The sequence below is a fragment of the Streptosporangium sp. NPDC003464 genome (genome assembly GCF_053588315.1).
The window spans coordinates 79162-100635 of the sequence record NZ_JBSFPS010000003.1 but is presented as its reverse complement, the minus strand read 5'-3'; the positions used below and the strand labels follow the sequence as shown (position 1 = coordinate 100635).

The following is a 21474-nucleotide window of genomic DNA, read 5'->3' as shown; positions in this document are numbered from 1 at the left end:
CCAGCACCTCGTGGTAGGAGCCGGCGGAGAAGGCGTGTCGGCCGGTGGCCCGCGGCGAAGGGGGCCCGGACGATGCGGGCGCCTACCAGTATCTCGGCGGCGGGGGCGGCGCCTTCCTGGGCCGCCCCCGCGTCCTACGGCGTGGTGGCGGCTATCGGGACGTGGCCGGGCAGAACTCGGCGTCGAGCACGTCGGTGAGGACGCTCAGGCCGCTCCAGTCGCCGTTGACCTGGCTGACCAGCAGGTGCTTGCCGTCGCGGGAGCCCATGGCGTAGCTCCACGACCCGTAGGTCGCGCCGCCGTTGCCCCAGACCGCGACGCCGCACGACAGCTTCTGGGTGAAGACTCCCAGTCCGTAGCGGGTGTCGGGGATCCACGGGTAGGCCTTGCCGTTCACGCTGGTGTCGACGGGGTTGTCGAACATCTCGTGCTGCTCGGCGGGCGGCAGCAGGCGTCCGCCCAGCAGCGCGCGGAAGAAGCGCTGAAGGTCACCGGTGGTCGAGACGATGCCGCCGGCCGCCCAGGAGAAGGACTGGTTCATCTCGGTCGCGTCGTGGATCTTGGGGTTGGGGGCCTGGGAGAACAGGACGGAGTAGTGCCGGGGGTGAGTACCGCGGATCTTCGCCTCACTTCCCGGCAGGTAGGTTCCGGTCAAGCCGAGCGGGCGGATGACGCGCTGGTGGAGCTCCTGGCCGTAGGTCCTTCCCGTCACCTTTTCGATGATCATGGCGGCCAGGTAGTAGTTGGTGTTGGAGTAGCCGAAGCCCTTGCCCGGATCGAAGTAGGGCCCGGTGGCGTTGGCCAGGCCGATCCTCACCAGCTGCTCGGGGGTGTAGGAGTCGTGGCGGTGCTCGTACCAGGCGTCACCTACGCCCTTGCCGAAGAACTCCTCGTCGTTGCCGTAGTTGTAGATCCCGCTGCTGTGGTTGAGCAACATCCGGATGGTGATCTCGCGGCCGTCGTACCCGTTGCCCTGGACAAGGCCGGGCAGCCACTTCTCCACCGTGTCGTCGAGCTTCAGCTTCCGCTCCGCGACCAGCTGCAGGACCACGGTGGCGGTGAACGCCTTGGTGGTGCTCCCGATGCGGAACCGCTCATGCTGCTGTCGCTTGCGGCCGGTCTTGGTGTCGGCCACGCCCGCTGAGCCGAACCACGTCCCCCTGTGGTCGCGGACCTCGGCGATCATGCCGGGGGCGCCCCCCTTGGCCACGGCAGCGTCAAGGGCGCGCTGCACCGCGGGGTGACCGGGAGCGGTGTCCGCGGATGCCGTGGGGGTCGCCATCGTGGACGCCGTCACGGCCAACGCGGCGATGATCAGCCCTGCATTGACAGAAGGAGTTCCGGTCATTTCAGTTCCTTTCAGCAAGCTCGGGCCCACATGGGCCCGAGCACAGATCGGGTCGGGCGGAGGTTCTCAGCGCGCCATCTGGCGATGCCGTGCAGGCTCGGACGTGGCCGCGGAGACTCGTTTGGCGGCGGCGATCACCCCTACGGCGGCCAGCGCGGTGATCAGCGTCAGTGCGGCGAAGGCGATGAGAGTCGGGGCGTCGGGATGGATCAGGGACTGGCCGCGCACCGCCTGCCAGGTCACGATCGCGACCAGGCCGCCGTAGCCGAGGGCGGCGGTGCCGACCAGGCGGGCTCGGACCTTCTCCGCGCGCAGCCAGGCACGCTTGGCGGCCAGGGCGGCCAGCACCGCGGTGAGCAGGAGGAGCACCTGGATGCCGTGCAGGGCGAAGAAGTGCGGCACCCGGAAGTCGCCGCCGGTCACGCTCCAGCCGGTCAGGGGCATGCCGTGGCCGTCGGGGTCGCCGATGCCGTGGCCCTGGTACATCGGCACCTGGTCGCCGTTGGCGTCGGTCACCGTGCGGGGGTGGATCTCGGCGGCCAGCCAGTAGATCGGCACGAGCATGCCGAAGGTGGCCAGCCCGAGCCCTGCGCGGATCGCCCGGTTCAGGGCCGGGCCGCCGGTCCGCTGGATCAGCACGACGATCGCGATGATCAGTTGCGCGATGAGGATGGTCATCACGCCGTAGGTGAGGATGGGGACCAGGGCCAGCGTGACCGCATCGGTCTGGTCGGCGTTGAAGTGGCTGAAAGTGCCGCGCGCGGCCTGGATCGTGATGGCGCCGACCTCGGTGATCGCGGCCAGCGCGAAAACGGTGCCGACCCACCAGCCCAGGCGCCTTCCCTTGCTCAGCTTGGTCAGCAGCCACGCCAGGGTCGCGGCGTAGAGGGCGAAGGCGAAGCCGAACTTGAGCGGCTTGACCCACACCGACTCATCCAGCAGGGTCCGGCCGTCCACCACGAGCCCGACGCCGGCGGCCGGCACGAGACCCAGCATGAGGAGCGCGCAGACCACCAGTGGACGGTGCCAGGTACGCCAGGGGGTGAGGAAGGAAGTCATGAGGGCTCCGATCACGGCGACGAGCAGCCCCTGTTCGGGCGGCTCCGATCACACCGCTGTTTGCGAATGACTAAAAGCTAACTAGCTTTCACTTATTCGTCAATCTAGAAATCAGTAAAAGCCGCAAACTCGCAGGTCAAAGCCGTCAATTCTTGCAATGATAATGAGGATGAATGCAAGTTCAACCTCGACCTGTTTGCAATGAGATGCTTGCGAACGCAATACCGGCCACCCTGGCAGACGTGGCACGGAGGCAACACCGATGCCTGGAGGCAAGACCGGTGCCCGGAGGCAGACCGACCGACCAGGAACGGCGGAAGATCGCCGAGGGCCGGCGGAAGGACTCACCTGCACCGAGGTCGCCGGGGGTCTGGACAGGCCCGGCTCCACCGTCACCCGGGAGGCGGCCCGCAACGGCGGCCTGGGCGGCTACCGGGCCGACCGGGCGCAGCAGGCGGCCCGAGGGTGCGCTCGCCGCCGCAGGCCGACCTCGGCCGAGGTCCCGCCTGCCGCAAGTCGACGCGTACGGGCTCGACCCCGAGGCGGTTCACGAGCTGGAGGAACGGTTCACCACGATGACGGTCGGCGCGGGTCTGCCGTGGATGACGGCCCGAGTGCTGACCTGCCTGTACGTCACGGACATTCGAGCCTCTGTCCGGCGAGGCGGTAGGGCGGGGTACCGGCTTCGATGATGTCGCCGCCGGAGGCGAGCCGGCCGACGGCGACGGCGCGGGGGCGGGGGTCGGTGGAGGTCTTGGTCCAGCCGCTGACCTCGGGCGCTGCCGGGCGTCAGCGAGGGGTGGCCGCGGTCGGGGTGAAGGGTGTGCCGTGGCCGGGGACGATGAGGTCGGCGACGGCCAGCACGCGCTCTCGGCTGGCCCGCAGGATCTGGCGGTCGATGGTGACCGGGTCGTCGGCGGGGCCGTCGGCCCGCCACCACAGGTCGCCCGCGCAGGCCACGACCCCCTCGGCGGTGCCGGCCAGGAGGGTGATGTCCTCGGCGCCGTGGCCGGGGGTGGCGAGCAGTTTGAGCGACGGGGAGAACTCGTAGCCCTCGGCGTGCCGGTCCATCCACTCATGTCCCCGGTAGATCGCCTTGTGGTCGTGGACCCGCGCCTGGCCGAACAGGCCGACGTTGAGGATGTTGTCGGGGTGGTGGTGGCTGAGCACCACGTCGGTGATGTCGTCCGTCGTGAGGCCGAGGCCGGCGAGCGCGTCGGTGATCACTGACTGGCTCGCGACCATGCCGGGGTCCACCACGATTCTGAGGTCGCCCTCGGTGACGTAGGACACGGTCGCGGCCACGCCGAGTCCTGTGGAGGTGGTGTAGCCGGTGGCGAGGATATGGACGGCGGCCGTGCGGGCGTGGGGTGCGTCGGTCATGGAGAGCAGTCTGACGACGGCGCGCCCTCGGAAACATTGGCACTAAACCCCACTATCGCGGATTTCGTGCCGATGTTTCGATCGGTCGCCGCCTACGCGCCGCAGGGGGGGGCACCGCGCTGGGGCGCTAGGAGTCACCTCATGGCCTCATGCCTTCGGGGAAGCCGGTCCAGCGCAGGTCGGTCGGGAGGTGGCTCATGTCGTTGAACATCACGATCGTGGGCGGCAGGCCGTTGCGGTACTCGATGACCGTCAGCGCGGTGTTGGCGCTGTTCAGTCCGAGCCACCGGGACGGCGGCGCGTCCAGTGCGTGCCGCACCAGCCACGCGATCTGATAGGCGTGCGTCACCAGGACCTCGTGTGTGTCGGGCTGGGCCCCTTCCGTGGTCGTGTCGGGCACCTTCGCGAACCGGGCGACCAGGGCATCGGCGAGCCTTCGGCCCGAGGCCGCCTCGGCCTCGTCGTAGCCGTCGAAGAAGCCGGCCCAGGACGGGGGCGTTTCGGCCGCGCTGGGAACGTAGGGCACGTGGTCGACGAGTTCGGCGGCCTCGGTCACGGGCACGTCCGGCAGATGCCGGGCGAGTCCGTGCGCGCTTGCTACGGCGCGTGGTAGCGGGGAGTGCCACATGGCGTCGACCGGTACGCCGGCGAGCCGTTCGCCCAGCAGGTCCGCCTGCCGGTGCCCGATACCGGTGAGCTCCCCAAACGCGTCGGCCGCGCCGTGGCGTGCTAGATAGAGGTGTCGTGTTGCCATTGGTGGTCAGGGGCGCGGTGTCCGTGCGGGCCCGTTCCCCATCTCCTTTCGATCCGTAGATGTGGGTTCGGCGGTGGGATGTCTGGGGGGGATCGGTTCCTGGTCCGGCGGAGACCGAGGAGGCCGTGCGCGGCCGGGTGGTGCGATCATCGTCGGCGAACGGGGCGGGGCCGTGCCGTTGCGGTTGCCGGCGCTCTTGCTACGTCGGCGGCGTGCGAATCCGGGCGATGACTCCCGGCCAGGGACGGAAGTGATCGCTCACGTGTCTGTCGCCGTGACGGTGCCGGTGGTGCCGTCGATGGTGATGACGGTGCCGTCGCGGAGTCTGCTCGTCGCGTTCGGGACGCCGAGGACGGCGGGGATGGCGTGCTCGCGGGCGACGATCGCGGCGTGGGAGAGCACGCCTCCGGTTTCGGTGATGACGCCGGCGGCGATGCGCAGCAGCGGCGTCCAGGCGGGGTCGGTGAAGGGGCAGACGAGGATGTCGCCCGGGTGCACGCGCGCGAAGTCGCCGGGACCGCGGACGATTCTCGCGGTGCCGGTCACGGTCCCGTGGCTGCCTGGTGTCCCGGTGAGCGCGGCGGCTGGGGTGTCCGAGGCGCTGGAAGGCGATGCCGGCGGTGGGGGCGCGGCGGTGACCGGCCGTGCCTGCAGAACCCAGGTGCGGCCGTCGACGATCGCCCACTCGATGTCCTGCGGTCCACCGAGTACGGCGGCAATCTCCTTGCCCAGCTTGGCGAGCTGCGTGGCGGTCGCGTCGTCGATCGCCGGTTGCTCCCGGGCGCGGGTGGGCACGTCACCGATGACGAGCCGCGTGCCGCGCCGGTCAAGGCGGGTCCGTTTGTCTGCGACGGCGCGTGTGACCGACCCGTCCTCGGCGACGCGGTAGGTGTCAGGGGTGACCATGCCTCCGACGATGCTGGGGCCGAGGCCCCAGGACGCCTCGATCTCGGTCGTGTCGTTCGGATCCGCGGGTGTGAACATGACCCCGGACACCTCGGCATCCAGATGGCGCTGGACGATGACGGCCATCACGAGATCGCCGGAAGGCTGGTCGTCAAGGCCGTGGGCCCCTCGATAGTCGATGGCGCGTGGAGAGAACAGCGAGGCCCAGCAGGCGCGTACGGCATCGGCGACCTCGCTGACTCCGTGCACGGCGAGAAAGCTCTCGTGCTGACCGGCCGCCGATGTCTGACCGGTGTCCTCGTTCGCTGCCGATGACCTTACGGCCACGGGCGGATCGCCGAGCTCGTCGAGTGCGCCTCCCAACGCGTCGATCACGGCGGCGTGGACCGGACGGGCCTCGATCACCTGCCGCGCCGCGTCGAAATCGTCCGACTCGCCGGCGAACCGCCCGAGGTCCAGGTCGCGGACAGCCGCGAGGTAAGCGGCGAACGGGACGACGAAGCCGTCAGGGACCGGCAGACCCGCGCGGAGCAGCGTGCCGAGCGTGCCGGCCTTGCCTCCGCAGGTATCGGCGACGGCCTCCATGAGGGGGACGATCATCCACCCCTACCTTTCAACAGAATGTTGACGACGCTCCGTTGATTGTGGATCATGAGTTGCATGCAACGCAAGCAGGACATCGCTCACACCATGCACGCTGACCACGTCCAGGCCCGTCGTGAGCAGGACGCGCGTGAGCGTCTTCTGGGCCTGGGCGCAGATGCGCTCGACGCCCGTCCGTGGCGACCCCCGCCCGTCCCGCCGTCGGCGGTCGACCTCGCGCAGTTCGCCGTCTGGCGCTGTGCCGACCTGGACCCGGAGGACATCCTGAGCGCGCTCGCCCTCCTGCCCGCCGCGCGCGCCGAGGTCGAAGGGCTCGAAACCGCCCTGCTGTTCATGGCCCGGAGCGCAGGACTGACCTGGGCACAGATGGCGCACGCGATGGGGTTCAACTCCCCGCAGGCGTGCCAGCAGCACTACACCCGCCTGGCAGCACGACAGGACGCCGACTCGTGACGCGGGACTCCTCGCCCGGCCTCCTGGTCCTGCACTCCGTGCGCATCACCGGCTTCGCGGACACCCCGGTGATCGCTCATCGGTACGGGCTCGACGCGGCCGAGACGGAAGAGGCGCTGCGCGACGCCGAGGCGTGGGGTTGGGTCGAGCACACCGCCTTCGCCGGCACCGGAGGCTGGTCGTTGACCGAGCTGGGCCGAGCCGAGAACGAGCGCCGGCTCGCGGCCGAGCTCGCACGCGTCGGCGGTGCCGACGAGGTCCGTGACGTCTACCGCGAGTTCCTCCCGCTGAACACCCTCCTGCTACGAGCCTGCACCGACTGGCAACTCCGGCCCACCGCCGGCGACCGGCTCGCCGTCAACGACCATTCCGATCCCGCCTGGGACGCCAGAGTCCTCTACGAGCTCGCCGGTATCGACCGCGCACTCCCGCCACTCGCGGACCGGCTCGGGGACGTTCTCGCACGGTTCCGCGGATACGACACACGATTCACCACGGCCCTGGCGCGCGCCCGAGCCGGGGAGGGCGCCTGGGTCGACCGCACCGACGTCGACTCCTGCCATCGTGTCTGGTTCGAGCTCCACGAAGACCTCATCGCCACGCTCGGCCTCGACCGGCACGCGGAACCCTGACCCCACGCTCCGCTGACCGCGATGATCCCCCATGGCGGCAACGCACTCAGATCGCTACCGGATGTGGAGTGGTTTAGCCTCTCAGGATGACGGAGGCACCTGAACATCTGACCCTACCCATCGCCTTGGCCGAGGTGGCCAAGGTCGGCTTTGAGTGGGAGTGGGACGAAGAAACCGACGAGGCCCGCGGTTGTGATTTCGAGCTGTACGAACGGTTCGAGGCGCCGGAGAAGACAGCGTGGTGGTTCCGCCTGTGGACCGGTAACGAAGAGGTCGATGGCAGCGAATTCCGCTTTTTCGGCGCCACCGGGGCAGGTGACTATGTGGGTTTCTGGCTGGTTCGGCCTGGCATGTCAATCACCGAGCAGCCCGTCGTCTACCTCGGTTCCGAGGGTGAACGCGGCGTGATAGCTCGCGATCTCGGTGATCTGCTCCGGTTGTTTGCGGATGGTTCGGGGCCGGCAGAGGCATTCGCCGACCCAGGTCGTGAGACGCAGCCGAACGAGGCGTTCCAGGCGATCGCGGAGCGGTACGCGCCGGGAAGGCGCCGTTCCGCGGCGGAGATCGTGGCGGGGGCGCGAGAGGAGTTCCCGGGCTTCTCGGAGTTCATCGACGCGATGTGCCGGTGAGTGAAGTCCGCGCGGCGGGCGCACGCAGATGCCGTGCGTGTCGGGCCAGGCGATCCACGGCCGTCCGCAACCCCGCCGAATGACAGCGTGCTGACGTCGTCAGGTCAGCAAGTGATCAACGGTTTGAACTGTCAGGACATCTGTATGGCCATTCGCGTGGACCCCTAGATCCGGTGATCAGGATCAGCCCGGAAAGCCGATCCGCGAGGAGTTTCATTACAGGGTCAAGCGCTACACCTCGGATGTCTACGTAAAATACGGCTGCCCAGAGCTGCGGTGCGGCGGATATCCCTTCTCCTGCACCTGAGAAGGAGGCGCAAAAGGCAAGATTGACTACCCTGTCCAGGGAGTTCGAAAAGCGCATGACTGGCTGCCTGAAAATGCACTCAAGGCATTCTGTGGCCATTATCGGCTTCTCGCCTACGGCTCTGAAAAAAAGGACGCCTCCAGCCGGCCGTACTCGGTCGCATGGATCCGCTGCCCGAGCCACTGCTCACCACGCCCGACGTGGCCGAGGACATCGAACTGGCCGACAGCTTCAGCGGCCGATCCGACTTCTCCCTCACCGGCGGCAACGGCTCCAGGACCGTCCGCTGTGCGGCGGTCAAATCAGCACGACCCACACCAAGATCACCTCGGATGGATCACTCGGGCGGTCCACTGCTCATGACAGGGCCTAACGTTGGTCCGTGTCCGAAATGCCATCACGGGTCGAACTGCGCCCGCTCACCCTCTCCGACCAGGACGAGTTCTGCTCGCTCGTGCAGGCCAGCACGGAGCTGCACCTGCCATGGATGCAGCTGCCCGCGACCGCGGAGGAGTTCCAGGTCTGGATGCGCCGCTTCGACGACGGCGCCAACCTGGGTCTTCTGATCCGTGTCCGGGAGACCGGCGCAGCCGCCGGGATGGTCAACATCAACTCGATCATCCGGGGCCGCTACCAGGGCGCGTCCCTCGGCTATGCGGCCTTCGCCCCGTCCGCAGGGCGGGGTTACATGACCGACGGGCTCACCGTCACCCTGCAGTACGCCTTCACCGACCTGCGACTCCACCGGCTGGAGGCCAACATTCAGCCGGCGAACAGAGCGTCCCTGGCCCTGGCCCAGCGCCTGGGCTTCCGTTACGAAGGGCTGTCGCCCGCCTACCTCTACATCAACGGGGCCTGGCGCGACCATGAACGCTGGTCCATCACCGCACCAAACCCCTGGAAACCAGATCCCTCCCTTCCAGAGGTATGAGCCATACGGCGCCGCTTATGAAGCATCTCCCGGGTGCACCTGGCCGGCAGGTTGGTGCGGGCCATGTCGTTGGCGGGGTGGTGGTGGGTGGTCGGTCTGTTGGAGTGTCCTGAAGTGTCGATGGGCTGGCAGAGCCCTGGACTCAGCGGCTCACCGTGATCTCCCGTTCCATATACGACAGCTTCTCGGGATTGCGCAGGGCGTAGAGCCCGGTGATGAGGCCGTCGTCGATACGCACCGTTATGACGGTGTCGATGTCGCCGTCGAGCCGGACGATCAGTGCCGGGTGGCCGTTGACCTGTACCGGCTGCAGCGACGCGGTGGGGGCGATCCTGCCCAGCACGTGGGCCACCTGGCCGGCCCCCACGACGGGCGCCAGCGCGGCCTGTTTCAGTCCGCCGCCGTCGGTCAGCAAGACGATGTCCGGGGCGAGCATGTCGAGCAGGCGTTGCAGGTCGCCCGTCTCGATCGCTTGTTGGAACGCCTCGAGCGCGTCGCGGGTCTGGGCCGGGGAAACGGTCCCCCGTGGCCGGCGCGCGGCGACGTGCGCCCGTGCCCGGTGGGCGATCTGGCGGACCGCGGCCGGACTCTTGTCGACGGCTTCGGCGATCTCGTCGTAGGCCAGGTCGAACACCTCGTGCAGCACGAACACCGCCCGCTCGGTCGGCGTGAGCGTCTCCAGCACCAGCAGCATCGCCATCGAGACGCTGTCGGCCAGTTCGATGTCCTCGGCCACGTCGGGCGTGGTGAGCAGCGGCTCGGGCAGCCAGGGACCGACGTAGGACTCCTTGCGCCGGCCAAGGGTACGCAGCCGGCTCAACGCCTGCCGGGTAGTGATCCGGACCAGGTAGGCGCGCTGGTCCCGCACGGCGCTCAGGTCGACGCCCGCCCACCGCAGCCAGGTCTCCTGCAGAACGTCCTCGGCGTCAGCCGCCGAGCCCAGCATCTCGTAGGCGACGGTGAACAACAGATTGCGGTGACCGACGAACGCCTCAGTGGCCGCATCCACCACGGAGCCCGTAGCGGGGTCGGCGCGGGTGAGTGGCCCGGCTGTGTCCGTCGGTCTCTCGCTGCGCCCGTTCATCGCCGGCTCCCGCCTATCGGCTCTCCACTGTGTCACACGCACAAGACGCCGCTCCCACCCGCCGTGTGACACCCACGACCGGTGACACACCTCACACCGCCGCGGGTGTCACAAAGACCGGATCACCGGCATCTGATGTCCGTCAGCACGCCACGCCGACGACCGGCGCGGCAGGCAACCCCGCAAGTGAGGACCACCTCATGGAACCCCGTTTCGACCTGATGGCCAACGAACTCGGCGCCAAGATCGCCAAGAGGATCTACAACGTCGCCCTGGCCATCCAGAACTCACCGCTGCCCCAGACCACCCAGGACCTGGTAATGCTGCGCGCCAGCCAGATCAACGGCTGCGGTTTCTGCGTCGACTGCCACACCAAGGACGCCACGGCCGCCGGCGAGAGCGCGCTCCGGCTCCACCTGGTCGCCGCCTGGCGCGAGAGCACCGTGTTCACCGAAGCCGAACGGGCCGCCCTGGCACTGACCGAGGAAGGCACCCGACTCGCCGACACCCACCACGGCGTCCACGACGAGACCTGGGCCCAGATACGCAAGCACTACAACGACGACCAGATCGCCGCCCTGGTCTCCCTGATCGCCATGATCAACGCAAACAACCGTCTCAACGTAATCGTCCGCAACCCCGGCGGCTCCTACCAACCCGGCCAGTTCACCAGCATGACGAACTAACCAACAAACCCCCCCACCCGGTCGGGCCGGACCGACCCGGTCCGGCCCGGAAGCCAACCCGGCCCGGCCCGGAAGCCAACCCACCCGAGCCAGACCCACGCACCCCACCGACCCGCCATCCGGAGCGACGCGCGGGCGACTGCCGCAAGGCACCACGACGGGGAGCGGCTCGCCTGCGCCGGTGTCGCTCATCGCCCTCACCAACGCCGGCCAAACCCTTGACGTCGCCGCCCGACCGCCGGGCGGCGACCACCGGCTCGGCCAGTTCGGAGAACGAAGATTCTTATGTTCGGAAGGAACATCATGAGCTCAGCGCTTGAAACCCTCCGCCGTGACTTCGGCGGCGACATCATCGAACCGGGCGCAGCGGAGTACACAGCGGCCAGTCGCTCGGTATTGGCCTCGGGTAGTCCGGCCTGTGTTCTGCGGCCCAGGAGCGTCGGGGACGTCCGAGCGGCTGTCAGATTCGCCGCCGACGCAGGGCTTTCGCCGGCCGTGCGAGGTGGCGGCCACAGCTTTGCAGGCTTCGGCACCACCGACGACGGCGTCGTGATCGACCTCAGCGAGCTCGCGAACGTCGAGGTCATCGACAAGGAACGTCACCTCGTACGGATCGGCGGCGGCGCCACCTGGGGCCAGGTCGCGACCGCCCTGGCCCCGCACGGCCTGGCGATCTCCTCGGGCGACACCAAGAGCGTCGGGGTCGGTGGGCTGACGTTGACCGGGGGCATCGGCTGGAAGGTCAGGAAGTACGGCCTCGCGCTGGACAACGTGGTCACCGTGGAGGTGGTCACGGCCGGCGGAGAGGTCGTGCAGGCCAGCGCGGAGGAGAACCCCGAGCTGTTCTGGGCGATTCGCGGCGGCGGAGGCAACTTCGGGATCGTGACCGCCTTCGAGTTCGCGGCACATCCGACGACGGACGTCTTCTACGGCAGGATCGTCTTCCCGGCGTCGGAGGCGGCCGCCGTGCTCCAGGGGTGGGCGGACCACCTCCGCACCGCCCCCGAAGAGCTCACCTCCGTCGCGGAGTTCGCCAATCCCTTCGCGGGCGGGCCCGAGGCGCCGGTCGAGATCCGCGTCGCCTTCGACGGCGATGACCCGGAGCTCGCGGCGCAGGCCATCGACCCGATCCGGCGGCTCGGCACGGTGATTGACGACGATGTCGCGTTGAAACCCTATGCGGACACGCTCGTGGACGGCGCCACCCCGCCACCGGGCATCCGACTGGTCACCCGGAGCGCGTTCGTCGACATGGCATCGGTGCCCGAGGTCCTTCGGATCCTCACTGAGGCCGGGGCAGCAGAGAGGCCGCCGTTCATCGCCGTTCGCAGCGTCGGCGGTGCGGTGTCCCGAGTCCCCGACGATGCCACCGCCTACGCGCATCGCCAGGCGGAGTTGATGTTCGTGACCACCGTCGCGGGTCCGCAGCCGCTCGTCGAGGCCGCGCGTCCTGCTCTGGAGGCGATCTGGGCGAGACTCGCACCGCACGTCAACGGCGCCTACGCCAACTTCCTCACTTCGGCCGCCGAGGAGGATGTCGCCGCGATCTACCCAACGCACACCTACGAGCGGCTCGCGGCGGTCAAGCGTCAGTACGACCCCGGCAATCTGTTCGCCCGCAACCACAACATCCGGCCGCGGCCAAGCCTTGCGGACCGGTGAGGCCGTCTGAGGCGCCCCGGCCAGTTCGGATAACGAGGACGGGGATGGAGGGGCATCGGCACAGCCATTGGAGCGCTGAGCACAGTCTTGGTGCGAGCCGGGCGTCGGCGAGTGCGGCGACGGGCGGCAGAGTCGCCTTCGGCGCGGCGGCTTCGGCGCTTTCGCGGGGCTGGGGACGCCGACCATGCCCCGAACCCTCTCACAAGCATTTCTCAGAACAATCTCGGTCAAGGACGTGGAGCGAGAACGAGTTGTGAGAGGGATTCGTGGCTGTCGGCCGTCCCGTGAGGCGTGCCGGTGATCTTCCCTGGGAATCGCTTGTCCGCGAGTGACGAGAAGCGGAGCCGGCACTACAGCTCACCACCGTTCCTGCCGGCCCCAAGGCCGGTGAGGCCCGCGATTCCGTGGAGATCGAAGGTTGTTCAGCCTGAACCCGAGGGTGGGTTGCCCTGATTCCGGGGGCGGGCATCCGTGGGTTCGCGGCCGGCTCACGGGGCGGCTTCGGGCGCGAGCCCTTCCCCGGGGCTACTTCAGATCGGCGAGGAGGTCATCGAGGGCCTTGTTGAGGGCTTCGGAGTTGGCCGGGCCGAACCACGTGGTGCGGATCCGCTCGTTGCTCCCGTTCGGGGTCTCATGATCGGCTGCGAGCTGGTGCAGGGAGCGGGTTCCGTCGCCAAGGGCGCGGCCGACGGCCTGGAAGAGGTCGCGCACGTAGCGGTCCGCGTCACCGGCGTCGATGCCGTGGCCGGTGGCCCACGACGTGAGCGTGGCGAGGTACGAGTAGTGGGTGGTCAGCGTCCCCGTCAGTGCGGAGAAGACGTTGAAGGCGGCCTCGTCTTCGACCGGGAGCACCCCGCCCAGGTGCTCGAAGAAGGCGTTCACCGCCGGGTGCGACGGGCACGTCACCGTGACGGAGCGGCGCTCGCGTACGGCGGGCAGAGGGATGGCCCGTACCAGGGGGGCGTCGGTGGCGAGTGTCTGTCGCAGGTCGTCGTTGCCGACGCCGGCCATCACGTTGATCACGATCTTGCCGTCGTCCACACTCAGGCCGGCGAGCGCTCCGTGCCGGTCCTGGCGGCGTACGGCGATGATCACCAGATCGGAGCGGTCCACCACCTCCTGGTTGTCGGCGCACACCTGTACGTTCTCGTAGCGCTCGGACAGCTCCGCGACCGTGCCGGCCCCCCGGGGGGAGAGGAACACCTCGGGGGACTCGTCGGCTCCGTTGCACAGGCCCACCACGATGGCTCGGCCGATCTCGCCTACCCCGATGATGCCGATGCGCTTCATATGTCTTCCTCCGTGGTGCGTGGTGGTCGTGATCCGTTTCGGTCCGGGTCTGTGACGTTGAGTCTGTATCAGTCGAGTCCGTGTCGAGAGCGCCGCGGTGCCCTCGGCCCCGCCCCATAACCCTCCGCAACCCTCCGCGTGCTCCGGGGCGGAGCCGCGGCTCCGGTCGGTGTCGCCGGGCCGGTCGCCGCCAGTCCGTCACATGCGGAGCCCCGCCCGTTACATGCGGAGTCCCGCCCGTCACATGCGGAGTCCGCCGGAGGTGTCCCCGGTGAGCAGCCCGGTCAGCCGAGGCTTGGGCCGAGCACGGACCGGTGGTCGGCTCTGCGCTGGTCCGGTGTTCCGTACGGTGTCCTCCGGGCCGTCGCCCATGCCCGGCAGACGCGTGCCGGACAGGGGCTCCTCAGTTGACGATGCCGTGCAGCAGCACATCGATGAGGCTCTCGGTGTCGATGTCCGGCCGTCCGTAGGCGCCCTGGTCGCCGGCCCAGGCAATCGCGGTGGCCAGCGTGATGAGGGTGTCGCGGGTGACGGGCGTGCGCAGGCGCCCCGCCTGCGTCACCCTGGTCACCAGTGTGTCGGCCGCCGCGGCGGCGGCGGTGCAGTGCCGTCCCAACGCGCTGTCGGGCTCGGCGGCGGCCCGTGCGATCTCCTCGGACAGGCCCCGGATCCGGCGGATGTGCGACACCAGCGCGCTGATCCACTGCCGCAGCGCGGCGACCGGGTCGGGCTCGGCGGCCAGGTCGCCGGCCAGCCCGGTTACTTCCGCGAGGCTGTCGCCGACCACGGCGGCGATCAGGTCTTCACGACGTGGGAAGTGCCGGTAAAGGGTGGCCGGGCCGACTCCCGCGCTGCGGGCGATCTCGTTGAACGACACGTCGACCCCGCCGGTGGTGAACGCGGTGCGCGCGGCTGCCAGCAGGCGTGCCCGGCTGCGCCGTGCGTCCGCCCGCACGCCGCCGGGCGGCAGAGCGCCGACGTCATCCATCGCTGAACTCCTTGCATAAATGGAACGGCATTCCGTATATTCGGAGCGCCATTCCGGATTCTAGTCGCAAGGACGGCCACCATGTCACTGCCAGTACGTTTGCCTGCCGTCGGACTCTGGGCCACAGGCCTGGACCTGAGCTCACCGGGCGAGAGCGCCGATCTCGTCGCCGAGTTGGAGGAGCTGGGGCTCGGCGCCTTCTGGCTCAGCGAAGGGCTCGTCCACGACCCGTTCGTCGACGCCACCCGGCTGCTGGCGGCGACCCGGTCGATGGTGATCGGCACCGGCATCGCGGTGATCTACGGTCGCCACGCGCACTGGATGCGCAATTCGGCGCGGGCGGTGCTCGACACCCACCCCGACCGGTTCGTGTTCGGGCTGGGCACGTCCAACCCGCGGGTCGTCGAGGAGGTGCTCGGGCTGGACTTCCGGCGGCCGATCGCCACGCTGCGCGCCTACCTCGACGATCTCGACGCGCCGGACGGCCTGCGGTCGATGCTCGGCCTCCCCGATGCCGACCGGCTGCCCCGCCTGCTGGCGGCTCTCGGACCACGGGCGATGGATCTCGCCCGGGATCGGGCCGACGGGGCGATCACCTACCTCGTCCCTCCAGAGCACACCGTCCAGGCCCGCGCGGCGCTCGGACCCGACCGTACGCTGGTCGTCGAGCAGGCCGTGGTCGTCGGTGCCAGTCAAGATGACGCCCGCAGCCGGGCCCGCGCCCATGTCGCTGGCTATCTGGGCCTGCCGACCTATCGGGCCAGCTGGCAGCGGCTCGGCTTCACGGACGCCGACTTCGACGGCGGCGGCAGCGACAGGCTCATCGACGCCATGGTCGCCACGGGGGAAGATCAAGTGGCCGATCGGATCGCCGCCCACCTGGCCGCCGGAGCTGACCACGTCTGCCTTCAGGCGCTGCCCGCTCAGCCTTTCGCCCTCCCGGGCCCGCAGTGGCGGACCCTCAGCGCCCTCGGGCAGTCCGTAACGGTGTGAGGCGCGGCGGGCCGGACGCTGGAGCGGACGATCCTTGCCGGTCTGATGCTCGGCACCTGCTCTGACGGCTTCGCGGATACGGAAGTAGGCGCCGCAGCGGTAGATGTTGCGCAGGCCGTCGAGGTCGGCGTCGGTGATTCCGCGGCCTTCGGCGGCGACGCGGCGGACCGGTGCCACGGCGGCCAGGCCCCGGCCGGTGGAGAAGCAAGCCAGGGCCGACGTCTTCCCTCCGGCTTCGGGCCGCGGATCCGGCTCGGACGGTCCTGATCAGGACGGGCGATCGCTGTCGCATGCACCAGCCGTGTCTTGACGCAGGTCACGATCATTCCGCCGTCGGGCTGGTAGGCATCGAGAGCCCCGATGTCGTACCCGAGTTTGGCGGTTTTGGAGATGCGGTCCTTCATGTCCGCGCCGCCCTGGGAGTAGTAGACCGCGCGTGCCTCCTTGGGGATGACCGTGCTCATCATGCCGCTGGCCAGCCCGTACAGCACGCCGAGGTAGAGCCCCCGCTTCTTGTTGAACTCGACCGCGGTGGCCAGTCTGCGCTGGTCGGCCCATGGCGGCAGTCGACGGGCTCGCTCCATGAAGTCCCGCAGGTCTGCCGGCAGCCCGGCCGGCAACGGCTGGCCGTTCTTGGTCCAGGTCCGTAACAGCTCGTTGACCCTGGGCACATCGCCCCGGTCGAGCACCGAGGCGACCAGCGGGTCGGCCTCCTCGTCCCACACCCACCGCGGAGGACGTGGCCCGGCGGGCGAAGGTTTCGCGGATCACGATCTACCGGCGGTTCGTCACGAAGGACGCGCTGGTCCAATACGTCGTACGCCGAGAGTTCCGCCGGTATTTCGACCAGTTCCTCATCGACATAGAACAGGCCGACACCGCCGCTGACCGGGTGGTCCTGGGCTTTGTGAGCTCGCTACGCGCGATCCGGGGCAACCCGCTGATCGGTGGTCTGATCGCCGTGGAACCAGACCCGCTCGTGCCCTCCATGATCAGTGACGGGGGACAGACCCTCGCCGCCGTGTGGCAGTTCGTCGCCGGCCGGCTCCGCCGCGAGCAACGCGCGGGCAACGTGCCGGTCGGCGCAGACCGCTCCCGGAGCCGTCACCGCCTACGGCGGGCCGGTCGAGGAGTCCGGCGATGGCCGGCTCATACGCCCGGCGACCGGGTGGAACGCCCTTCCCCGTCCTCGCCTCCGGCGAGCGCCTGCCGGCGATGGTCTCGCGGGCTCGTGCCGTAGGCGGCGCGGTAGGCGCGGCTGAACTCCGCGGCGCTCCTGAACCCCCACCGGAGGCCGATCTCGCCGATCGGCTGGTCCCGCAGTCGCGGGTCGGCGAGGTCCGCGTGGCAGCGTTCCAGCCGACGCCGCCGGATCGTGGCGCTCACGGTCTCCGGCTGCCGCTGAAACAGCACGTGCAGGGTCCGTACGGAGATGTGGTGGTGCGCGGCGATGCCGGCCGGCCCCAGTTCGGGGTCGCCAAGACGGTGGTCGATGAAGGCGTCGATGCGCGCGGCCAGTGCCCGATGACGGCTCTCGACCGGCAGTCGGCGGTCGGCGTCGAGGCGGCCGGCGAGGAACGCGGCGGCCAGGTCGAGACTGATCGTGCCCAGCCGGGACAGCTCAGCCGGATCGCAGCCGGCGGCATGCTCGCACAGGCCGGTCAGGTAGTGGGCCAGCATCGCCCCCGCACCGGTCCGCGCGGAGAGCTTGCGCGCCAGCAGCCGCTCCACCTGGCCGCGGGGGAGCGGCAGTGCGTCCCGCGGCATGAACAGGAACGTCACCCGGGTGAGCCGGCCGATGTCGAGGAAGTCGGTGGCGAAGGGGTGGGAGGTGTCGAACAGTGCGATGTCCCCGGCCTCCAGGTAGGAGTCGTTGCGCCGCTGCTCCAGCCGTACCGGACTGCCGTGGACGAGGAAGAGCTGGTAGCAGTCGGGGTCGTGCCGCCTGATGTGGGCCGGTGTGCGCCGGGCCGTCATCGGCGACACCGCGAACCCGGCCGCCCGCACGCCCGCAAGGTCGACGGAGTACGCCCGGCCGTGGAAGTCGTCAGCGTGCTCGGTGGACAGCGACGTGGGCACGATCTCATGCCCGGACATGTGCGCCCACCATTCCAGGCGAGTCTTCCTCGGCACGGAGTCGGTGGACACGGAGACCACGGGGCCCGGTCCGACCGTGCGGTGGATCCAGGAGGTCCCGTACGAGTGATCGCACACTGCGTCTACGCTCTGAGGCACCGTCCAAGGGTCCACAAGCCCGGTCCCGGCCGCAAGGCCGACGGCACCCTCGACCACCGGCCCCGCGGCATGCCCGCACACTTCTCGCGACGGTGCCGCGGTCCGGCGGCCGGGCGTACGAACTCGGCAGCGCATCCAGGAGAACCTGGCCCTTGGTCTCAGGGATTTCCTGTCGGTGATCCAGCCCACCGGGACAGGGCGTCGGTCAAGGAGGCGGCCTCTGATCCCGTCCAGCCGATGTAGCCGTCAGGGCGTACCAGTACGGCCTCGGCGCCCAGCTCACGTGCGGTCACCTTGTAGCCGACCCGCGCCGACCACGGGGCGGCGGCCGCACGCAGGCGGTCCGTGGCGGCGAGCACCACGGACCGGCCGTCGCGCAGGTCGAGGCCCGGCAGATGCCGCCCGAGCAGGGGATGCGGCTCCCCCGGAAGGGCATAGCGGATGTCCAGCCCGGAGATCATGCCGGCGACCATCCTGTTGGCTTCCGGCACGGTCAGCAGTTCCTCGACGATGGCGCGCAGGGCCATGTTCTCCTCGTCGGGCACCAGCAGGACGGCCTGGGCGCGGGTGTTGGCCAGCACTCGCGCGGCCACGGGATGCCGCTCGGTGTGGTAGGTGTCCAGCAGCCCGTCCGAGGCCTGGCCGCTGAGTTCGGCGGCCAGCTTCCAGCCCAGGTTGAAGGCGTCCTGCAAGCCGAGGTTGAGCCCCTGACCGCCCATCGGTGAGTGGATGTGCGCCGCATCTCCGGCGAGCAGCACCCTGCCGTGCCGGTAGTGCGTGACCTGCCGCGAGGCGTCGGTGAAGCGGGAGGCCCAGCGGATCTCGCCGAGCCTCACCTCCGGTCCAAATGCGCCGGTCAGCGCCCTGCTCACCTCACCGGGTGTGATCGGTGCGTCCCTGGGCAGTTCATGCTGCTCGGGGCCGTAGAAGAGAAAGCGGTGCACGCCGTCGCCGAGCGGTGCCAGGTAGCCCTTGCCGGTGGCGGAGGGAGTCATGACCGGCAGGCTCCACGACGTGGGGGCCGGCCCGGTGAGGGTGAGGTCCGCGACCGCCATCTTCAACCGGCCCTCCAGCCCGGGGAAGCCGGTTCCCAGCAGTTCGCGCACCGTGCTCCGTCCGCCGTCGCAGCCGACGAGGTAGCGGCCGTGCAGCCGTGCCGGACCGGCGGTGGCGGTGACGCCGTGGTCGTCCTGGGTGAGCGTGGTCAGTCCGTGCCCGCGCAGCACCTTGACGCCCAGCTCCACCACCCGGGACTCGAGGAGCTCCTCGACGCGCGCCTGCGGGATGCCGATCATGTATGGGTGGGCAGTGTCCCAGGCGCTGAAGTCCAGCCGGAGCCCGGCGAAGTGCCCGCCGGGCACCTGCTGGACGGCCCGGTCGATGAGCGGGCCCAGCAGGCCACGCGCCTCGAACACCTCGGCCGTGCGGGGTTGCAGGCCGAGCGCTTTGGACTGGCCGCTACGCGCGGGCAACCGCTCCACCACGACCGCGGACACCCCTGCCAGGCCGAGCTCGGCGGCGAGCATGAGGCCGGTGGGGCCGGCCCCGACAATGATCACATCGATGTTCATGCCGGGAGGGTAAAGCTCATGCCGGTTACCGCGAGGATAGCTGCACGGCCCGGCCGTCGGCCGGGGTACGCGCCGGCCCGCTGGACGGCCTGCGCCCATCGCCAACAATCCTGCGCTCCGCGCTAACGACAGGGGGCATCGGGCGTCGCAAGATTGCCTGCGCGTCACCTCATGAACAACTGTCGCGTATGGCGTTTCACATGGAGATGAAGATCATGGGTCTCAGCAGGATGATGATCGGCGCGGCTGTTGCGGCCGCGCTCGGCACCTCGGTGGTCCTCACCGCCACCACCGCCACGGCTTCCCGCCAGACGGTCGAAACGCCCGCCACGGTCTGCGGCCCGGGTTACACGGTCGAGCGCCAGGCCTCGTTCACCGGGGGTGTCGCCTACCTGCTCCACAACTCCGGCAAGCAGAACGCCTGCGCGGTGACGTTCAAGACCAAGGATGTGGGCGCGCGCACCTTCGTCTGGTCCGCGGTGGATGTGAAGGGGGCGGGCGTGGTGAAGAACGAGGAGATCACGCCCCTGCATACCGTGCCCGTCTACCATGCCGCACCGACCAACTCCTGGGTGAAGTTCTCCGGCGGCACCAGGACCGCCGACTCCGGCGGCGGGTACGAGCAGATCAAGTGACAGCCGGGGACGGCTCCTCGAAGATCGTCGGACAGGGGTGTGGGGAAGTGCGTGGGCGTGGTCGGCGGGACCTACCCGGCCTGGTCGGTGGTGCGCGAGTCCCGTTGCCGGCGGCAGCGCATGGGAGCGGATCTCAGATGGCGTTGCGCAGGCCGGCCGCCGCCTCCTGGAGGGCGGTGAGCAGCCCGTCGAGGGCGGGCTGGCCCAGTGAGGTCGTCCGTACGGCCGCGTGGATCGTCCTGACCGGATCGGGATTGCGTATCTTGCGGACGACGACGGCCGGGTGGCGGTTGCCCAGCCCCATCTCGGGGACCAGGCTCAGCCCGAGGCCGGCGGCGACGAAGCCCTGCGCGGTGGGGTAATCCTCGCTCTCCACCACGAAATCGGGGCTGAAGCCGGCCGCGGCACAGCTGCCCACAACGGCGTCGAGGCAGGGGCCGGGCCGCTCGCTGCGGACCCATGGCTCCTCGGCCAGGTCGGTGAGATCGAGGAACCGCTTGGCGGCCAGCCGGTGGTTCTTCGGCAGGACGGCACGGTAGGGGTCGTCGAGCAGGTGGACGAGCCGGACGTCGTCGTGGCGGTGGTCGCGGGGAGCGACCACGATGGCCAGGTCGGCCCGGCCCCGCGCCACATCGGGGAGCGGGTCGTCCGGGTCGGTCATCTTCAGGTCGATCCGCACCCCCGGATGCCTCGTGCGGAGCCAGGAGAGCGCCGGCGCCATCAGGGTGGCGCCGGCGGTGGCGAAGTAGCGGATCGTCAGCCGTCCGGTACGCCCCGCGCGCAGGTCGGCCAGCGCCGTCTCGGCCTCGGCCAGTTGCCTGCTGATGACCGCCGCGTGCTCGGTGAGCAGCCGCCCGGCCGCCGTGGGCTGCACGCCCCGGCCGACGCGCTCCAGCAGTGCCGTCCCCGCCTCCTTCTCCAGCACGGCCACCTGCTGGCTGATCGCGGAAGGGGTGTAGCCGAGATGGGTGGCCGCGGCGGTCACCGAGCCGCTGGTGACCACCGCGCGGAGGATCTGCAGCCGGCGCACGTCAAGCATGTAGGAAAGCTTAAATCACCTGCAGAACTTTGCACCTGTCCTGTCGAATCGGTGCCGTGCAGTCCGGGGGCCGTTCTCACGGGACAGAGTCCTGCGCCGTTCAGGATCGGGCGCGCTCACCGCTGCCGAACGGCGGGATGCTGTGGTTGACGCGGAAAAGGTGGTCCGGGTCGTACTCCGCCTTCAGGGCGGCCGGCCGCCGGTAGTCCGCCTCGGTGTAGGCCCGCCGGACCCGCTCGGGAGCCGAGTCGTGGTCGAACAGGAACCCCGGAAGCATCGCGCCGGT

At 69.6% G+C, this 21474-nt stretch carries 21 protein-coding genes and 1 pseudogene; 9 read left to right on the top strand and 13 right to left on the bottom strand.

What is annotated here, in order from left to right:
• Nucleotides 1-151: 151 nt before the first annotated feature.
• The 5 genes from ACWDS7_RS01460 to ACWDS7_RS01440 form a co-directional block, all read right to left on the bottom strand.
• Nucleotides 152-1348, bottom strand: coding sequence for a serine hydrolase domain-containing protein (locus ACWDS7_RS01460; protein ID WP_451927613.1), 1197 nt, complete (start codon nt 1346-1348; stop codon nt 152-154).
• A gap of 66 nt (nt 1349-1414) precedes the next feature.
• The gene (locus tag ACWDS7_RS01455; RefSeq protein ID WP_451927612.1) at nt 1415-2407 is read right to left on the bottom strand and encodes a hypothetical protein; all 993 of its coding nucleotides are present in this window, start codon (nt 2405-2407) and stop codon (nt 1415-1417) included.
• A 789-nt stretch (nt 2408-3196) separates the two neighbouring features.
• Nucleotides 3197-3790 carry an MBL fold metallo-hydrolase gene (locus tag ACWDS7_RS01450; RefSeq protein ID WP_451927611.1) on the bottom strand — a complete coding sequence of 198 codons (594 nt, stop codon included), beginning with the start codon at nt 3788-3790 and terminating at the stop codon, nt 3197-3199.
• A gap of 139 nt (nt 3791-3929) precedes the next feature.
• Nucleotides 3930-4544: a histidine phosphatase family protein gene (locus tag ACWDS7_RS01445; RefSeq protein ID WP_451927610.1), complete on the bottom strand. Its 615-nt coding sequence runs from the start codon at nt 4542-4544 to the stop codon at nt 3930-3932.
• 258 nt (nt 4545-4802) lie between these two features.
• Nucleotides 4803-6050, bottom strand: a complete 1248-nt coding sequence (locus ACWDS7_RS01440) for a PEP/pyruvate-binding domain-containing protein (RefSeq protein WP_451927609.1) — start codon at nt 6048-6050, stop codon at nt 4803-4805.
• Nucleotides 6051-6110: 60 nt separating this feature from the next.
• Between ACWDS7_RS01440 and ACWDS7_RS01435 the strand changes: the two genes are divergently transcribed.
• The 4 genes from ACWDS7_RS01435 to ACWDS7_RS01420 all read left to right on the top strand — a co-directional run bounded on the left by ACWDS7_RS01435 (nt 6111) and on the right by ACWDS7_RS01420 (nt 9005).
• Nucleotides 6111-6506: a DNA-binding protein gene (locus ACWDS7_RS01435; RefSeq protein ID WP_451927608.1), complete on the top strand. Its 396-nt coding sequence runs from the start codon at nt 6111-6113 to the stop codon at nt 6504-6506.
• On the top strand, nt 6503-7138 hold the full coding sequence (locus ACWDS7_RS01430) for a transcriptional regulator (RefSeq protein ID WP_451927607.1): 636 nt from the start codon (nt 6503-6505) through the stop codon (nt 7136-7138). The genes ACWDS7_RS01435 and ACWDS7_RS01430 overlap by 4 nt, the downstream gene beginning before the upstream one ends.
• Before the next feature lie 86 nt (nt 7139-7224).
• The gene (locus ACWDS7_RS01425; protein ID WP_451927606.1) at nt 7225-7767 is read left to right on the top strand and encodes an SMI1/KNR4 family protein; all 543 of its coding nucleotides are present in this window, start codon (nt 7225-7227) and stop codon (nt 7765-7767) included.
• 698 nt (nt 7768-8465) lie between these two features.
• Nucleotides 8466-9005: a GNAT family N-acetyltransferase gene (locus ACWDS7_RS01420; protein WP_451927617.1), complete on the top strand. Its 540-nt coding sequence runs from the start codon at nt 8466-8468 to the stop codon at nt 9003-9005.
• A 142-nt stretch (nt 9006-9147) separates the two neighbouring features.
• Here the strand turns inward: ACWDS7_RS01420 and ACWDS7_RS01415 are convergent, their stop codons facing one another.
• Complete coding sequence (locus ACWDS7_RS01415) at nt 9148-10014, bottom strand: RNA polymerase sigma-70 factor (protein WP_451927605.1); 867 nt, start codon at nt 10012-10014, stop codon at nt 9148-9150.
• Nucleotides 10015-10289: 275 nt separating this feature from the next.
• On the opposite strand from ACWDS7_RS01415, the gene ACWDS7_RS01410 reads away from it, so the two are divergent.
• Entirely contained in the window at nt 10290-10775 is a 486-nt protein-coding gene (locus ACWDS7_RS01410; RefSeq protein ID WP_306873101.1) for a carboxymuconolactone decarboxylase family protein, read from the top strand.
• Between the two features lie 303 nt (nt 10776-11078).
• Nucleotides 11079-12437 carry an FAD-binding oxidoreductase gene (locus tag ACWDS7_RS01405; protein WP_451927604.1) on the top strand — a complete coding sequence of 453 codons (1359 nt, stop codon included), beginning with the start codon at nt 11079-11081 and terminating at the stop codon, nt 12435-12437.
• Nucleotides 12438-12962: 525 nt separating this feature from the next.
• Here ACWDS7_RS01405 and ACWDS7_RS01400 read toward each other — a convergent pair.
• Nucleotides 12963-13727, bottom strand: coding sequence for an NAD(P)-binding domain-containing protein (locus ACWDS7_RS01400; RefSeq protein ID WP_451927603.1), 765 nt, complete (start codon nt 13725-13727; stop codon nt 12963-12965).
• A gap of 403 nt (nt 13728-14130) precedes the next feature.
• On the bottom strand, nt 14131-14715 hold the full coding sequence (locus ACWDS7_RS01395; protein WP_451927602.1) for a TetR/AcrR family transcriptional regulator: 585 nt from the start codon (nt 14713-14715) through the stop codon (nt 14131-14133).
• 81 nt (nt 14716-14796) lie between these two features.
• On the opposite strand from ACWDS7_RS01395, the gene ACWDS7_RS01390 reads away from it, so the two are divergent.
• On the top strand, nt 14797-15708 hold the full coding sequence (locus ACWDS7_RS01390) for a TIGR03620 family F420-dependent LLM class oxidoreductase (RefSeq protein ID WP_451927601.1): 912 nt from the start codon (nt 14797-14799) through the stop codon (nt 15706-15708).
• Here the strand turns inward: ACWDS7_RS01390 and ACWDS7_RS01385 are convergent.
• On the bottom strand, nt 15639-16433 hold the full coding sequence (locus tag ACWDS7_RS01385; protein ID WP_451927600.1) for a hypothetical protein: 795 nt from the start codon (nt 16431-16433) through the stop codon (nt 15639-15641). The genes ACWDS7_RS01390 and ACWDS7_RS01385 overlap by 70 nt on opposite strands.
• Before the next feature lie 2 nt (nt 16434-16435).
• Between ACWDS7_RS01385 and ACWDS7_RS01380 the strand changes: the two are divergent.
• A pseudogene (locus ACWDS7_RS01380) lies at nt 16436-16798 on the top strand (TetR/AcrR family transcriptional regulator); the annotation flags it as partial.
• 59 nt (nt 16799-16857) lie between these two features.
• On the opposite strand, the gene ACWDS7_RS01375 reads toward ACWDS7_RS01380, so the two are convergent.
• On the bottom strand, nt 16858-17805 hold the full coding sequence (locus ACWDS7_RS01375) for an AraC-like ligand-binding domain-containing protein (RefSeq protein WP_451927599.1): 948 nt from the start codon (nt 17803-17805) through the stop codon (nt 16858-16860).
• A gap of 296 nt (nt 17806-18101) precedes the next feature.
• The gene (locus ACWDS7_RS01370) at nt 18102-19514 is read right to left on the bottom strand and encodes an FAD-dependent monooxygenase (RefSeq protein WP_451927598.1); all 1413 of its coding nucleotides are present in this window, start codon (nt 19512-19514) and stop codon (nt 18102-18104) included.
• A 200-nt stretch (nt 19515-19714) separates the two neighbouring features.
• Here ACWDS7_RS01370 and ACWDS7_RS01365 point away from each other — a divergent pair, with 200 nt between their 5' ends.
• Nucleotides 19715-20149: a hypothetical protein gene (locus ACWDS7_RS01365; RefSeq protein ID WP_451927597.1), complete on the top strand. Its 435-nt coding sequence runs from the start codon at nt 19715-19717 to the stop codon at nt 20147-20149.
• 133 nt (nt 20150-20282) lie between these two features.
• On the opposite strand, the gene ACWDS7_RS01360 is transcribed toward ACWDS7_RS01365, so the two are convergent.
• Together ACWDS7_RS01360 and ACWDS7_RS01355 are read right to left on the bottom strand one after the other, a co-directional pair.
• Nucleotides 20283-21188, bottom strand: a complete 906-nt coding sequence (locus tag ACWDS7_RS01360; RefSeq protein WP_451927596.1) for a LysR substrate-binding domain-containing protein — start codon at nt 21186-21188, stop codon at nt 20283-20285.
• Between the two features lie 100 nt (nt 21189-21288).
• On the bottom strand, nt 21289-21465 hold the full coding sequence (locus tag ACWDS7_RS01355; RefSeq protein ID WP_451927595.1) for a BBE domain-containing protein: 177 nt from the start codon (nt 21463-21465) through the stop codon (nt 21289-21291).
• Nucleotides 21466-21474 lie beyond the last annotated feature (9 nt).

Excerpts from the sequence above, each read along its gene's own strand:
- ACWDS7_RS01460 (WP_451927613.1), bottom strand. The coding sequence starts at position 1,348 with ATGACCGGAACTCCTTCTGTCAATGCAGGGCTGATCATCGCCGCGTTG.
- ACWDS7_RS01455 (WP_451927612.1), bottom strand. The coding sequence starts at position 2,407 with ATGACTTCCTTCCTCACCCCCTGGCGTACCTGGCACCGTCCACTGGTG.
- ACWDS7_RS01450 (WP_451927611.1), bottom strand. The coding sequence starts at position 3,790 with ATGACCGACGCACCCCACGCCCGCACGGCCGCCGTCCATATCCTCGCC.
- ACWDS7_RS01445 (WP_451927610.1), bottom strand. The coding sequence starts at position 4,544 with ATGGCAACACGACACCTCTATCTAGCACGCCACGGCGCGGCCGACGCG.
- ACWDS7_RS01440 (WP_451927609.1), bottom strand. The coding sequence starts at position 6,050 with ATGATCGTCCCCCTCATGGAGGCCGTCGCCGATACCTGCGGAGGCAAG.
- ACWDS7_RS01435 (WP_451927608.1), top strand. The coding sequence starts at position 6,111 with ATGCAACGCAAGCAGGACATCGCTCACACCATGCACGCTGACCACGTC.
- ACWDS7_RS01425 (WP_451927606.1), top strand. The coding sequence starts at position 7,225 with ATGACGGAGGCACCTGAACATCTGACCCTACCCATCGCCTTGGCCGAG.
- ACWDS7_RS01420 (WP_451927617.1), top strand. The coding sequence starts at position 8,466 with ATGCCATCACGGGTCGAACTGCGCCCGCTCACCCTCTCCGACCAGGAC.
- ACWDS7_RS01410 (WP_306873101.1), top strand. The coding sequence starts at position 10,290 with ATGGAACCCCGTTTCGACCTGATGGCCAACGAACTCGGCGCCAAGATC.
- ACWDS7_RS01405 (WP_451927604.1), top strand. The coding sequence starts at position 11,079 with ATGAGCTCAGCGCTTGAAACCCTCCGCCGTGACTTCGGCGGCGACATC.
- ACWDS7_RS01400 (WP_451927603.1), bottom strand. The coding sequence starts at position 13,727 with ATGAAGCGCATCGGCATCATCGGGGTAGGCGAGATCGGCCGAGCCATC.
- ACWDS7_RS01395 (WP_451927602.1), bottom strand. The coding sequence starts at position 14,715 with ATGGATGACGTCGGCGCTCTGCCGCCCGGCGGCGTGCGGGCGGACGCA.
- ACWDS7_RS01390 (WP_451927601.1), top strand. The coding sequence starts at position 14,797 with ATGTCACTGCCAGTACGTTTGCCTGCCGTCGGACTCTGGGCCACAGGC.
- ACWDS7_RS01375 (WP_451927599.1), bottom strand. The coding sequence starts at position 17,805 with ATGTCCGGGCATGAGATCGTGCCCACGTCGCTGTCCACCGAGCACGCT.
- ACWDS7_RS01370 (WP_451927598.1), bottom strand. The coding sequence starts at position 19,514 with ATGAACATCGATGTGATCATTGTCGGGGCCGGCCCCACCGGCCTCATG.
- ACWDS7_RS01365 (WP_451927597.1), top strand. The coding sequence starts at position 19,715 with ATGGAGATGAAGATCATGGGTCTCAGCAGGATGATGATCGGCGCGGCT.
- ACWDS7_RS01360 (WP_451927596.1), bottom strand. The coding sequence starts at position 21,188 with ATGCTTGACGTGCGCCGGCTGCAGATCCTCCGCGCGGTGGTCACCAGC.
- ACWDS7_RS01355 (WP_451927595.1), bottom strand. The coding sequence starts at position 21,465 with ATGCTTCCGGGGTTCCTGTTCGACCACGACTCGGCTCCCGAGCGGGTC.